We start from the raw sequence: 1,913 nt of genomic DNA, 5'->3' as shown, positions 1-1,913 counted from the left end.
TTCACATCCTTCGCCACTTAGTGCAGCATTAGGGACCTTAGTTGGTGGTCTGGGCTGTTTCCCTCTTGACAATGGGCCTTATCACTCACTGTCTGACTCCCAAGTATAAATATAGCCATTCGTAGTTTGACTAGGTTCGGTAACCGGTATGGCCCCTAGCCCGATCAGTGCTCTACCGCCTATATTCTCAACCTTGAGGCTAGCCCTAAAGCTATTTCGGGGAGAACCAGCTATCTCCGTGTTCGATTGGCATTTCACCCCTATCCACAACTCATCCCAAAGCTTTTCAACGCTCACGAGTTCGGTCCTCCACTCAATTTTACCTGAGCTTCAACCTGGCCATGGATAGATCACTACGGTTTCGGGTCTACTATTACTAACTGAACGCCCTGTTCAGACTCGCTTTCGCTGCGGCTCCATGTTTTCCACTTAACCTCGCTAGCAACAGTAACTCGTCGGTTCATTCTTCAATAGGCACGCCGTCGACCTGCAATTATACGGTCTTCGACTGTTTGTAGACATACGGTTTCAGGTTCTCTTTCACTCCCCGCCAGGGGTTCTTTTCACCTTTCCCTCACGGTACTATGCGCTATCGGTCGATATCAGTATTTTGGCTTGGAGGGTGGTCCCCCCTGCTTCCCACAAGGTTTCACGTGTCTCGTGGTACTCTGGATACAGTCCCATATATGCAGGATTTCGATTACAGGGCTTTCACCTTCTACGGCAGTGCTTTCCAACACGCTTCTTCTATCCCATTTATACTTGATGACTGTCCTCAACCCCGGTGCGGTTGCCCGCTCCGGTTTGGCCTCTTTCCCGTTCGCTCGCCGCTACTAAGAAAATCTCGTTTGATTACTCTTCCTCTGGGTAATTAGATGTTTCAGTTCCCCAGGTGCCCTCCTCATACTCTATGGTATGGGTGACAGTGCATAACCACTGCCGGGTTCCCCCATTCGGATATCTACGGGTCAAAGGTTGCTTGCACCTCTCCGTAGCTTTTCGCAGCTTACCGCGTCCTTCTTCGGCTGATATCGCCAAGGCATCCGCCGTACGCCCTTAGTATCTTTACTTTTCTTTAGTTATCTTTCCGCGTCTATCTTCGTCGACTTTCGTTCAGCTCGTCTTGTGTACGTTAGTACACGGCGACTTCGCTTCACTCAGTCTCCTCGATATCCATCGAAAATCTAACTAAATAATTTACAAAGTACTTGGACATGCAACAATTGCATTGTCGTTTTTTTGTAGTTTAACTAACTTAATGTTAGTCACCGTTAAATCAGAGAATTATTTTTCCTATGTGCTCGGGTCAACCTACTTAGAAATTCTAAGAGATGACCTAACAAATAAATAATTATTCTTCTATGCAGTTTTCAAAGAACAAAACTCCTACATACTTACATATGTTATGAAGTTGTTTATAGTATATTATATACATAATATACTAAATGGTGGAGACGAGGAGAATCGAACTCCTGACCCCCTGCTTGCAAGGCAGGTGCTCTCCCAGCTGAGCTACGCCCCCATGAGTGGTTACGCTTTATTTTCGATAATCTTATTCATAATGAATGCTGTTATCTTTTAAAGTTGTACCTATGTTTTAGCTCATTTTTTGTCCGTACTCTACACTAAGTATATTTCAGGTAATATGAACCAACTGGTGGGCCTAGGTGGACTCGAACCACCGACCTCACGCTTATCAGGCGTGCGCTCTAACCAGCTGAGCTATAGGCCCATATCTGTGTTTATTGAGAGTCTATACAAATCTCTCAAAACCGAACAATGAAGGTAACACCAAAGTGTCGACCTAAGTGACATCTGAAATCTTGTTTCAGTGTATGTCTCCCTAGAAAGGAGGTGATCCAGCCGCACCTTCCGATACGGCTACCTTGTTACGACTTCACCCCAATCATCGA

The 1,913-nt window shown here is 45.7% G+C and carries 2 tRNA genes and 2 rRNA genes; all 4 read right to left on the bottom strand.

Features of this window, described 5'->3' with window-relative positions:
* Positions 1–1,070: ribosomal RNA gene (locus RVY80_RS10155) — 23S ribosomal RNA — on the bottom strand; the annotation flags it as partial.
* Positions 1,071–1,446: 376 nt separating this feature from the next.
* A tRNA-Ala gene (locus RVY80_RS10150) sits at positions 1,447–1,522 on the bottom strand.
* A gap of 133 nt (positions 1,523–1,655) precedes the next feature.
* Positions 1,656–1,732, bottom strand: a tRNA-Ile gene (locus tag RVY80_RS10145).
* Between the two features lie 115 nt (positions 1,733–1,847).
* Positions 1,848–1,913: ribosomal RNA gene (locus RVY80_RS10140) — 16S ribosomal RNA — on the bottom strand; the annotation flags it as partial.

It is taken from the genome of Veillonella absiana (assembly GCF_032970865.1).
Lineage (GTDB): Bacteria > Bacillota > Negativicutes > Veillonellales > Veillonellaceae > Veillonella > Veillonella absiana.
Note: the sequence above shows the minus strand (reverse complement) of the source record. Positions and strands in the feature narration are given on the sequence as shown.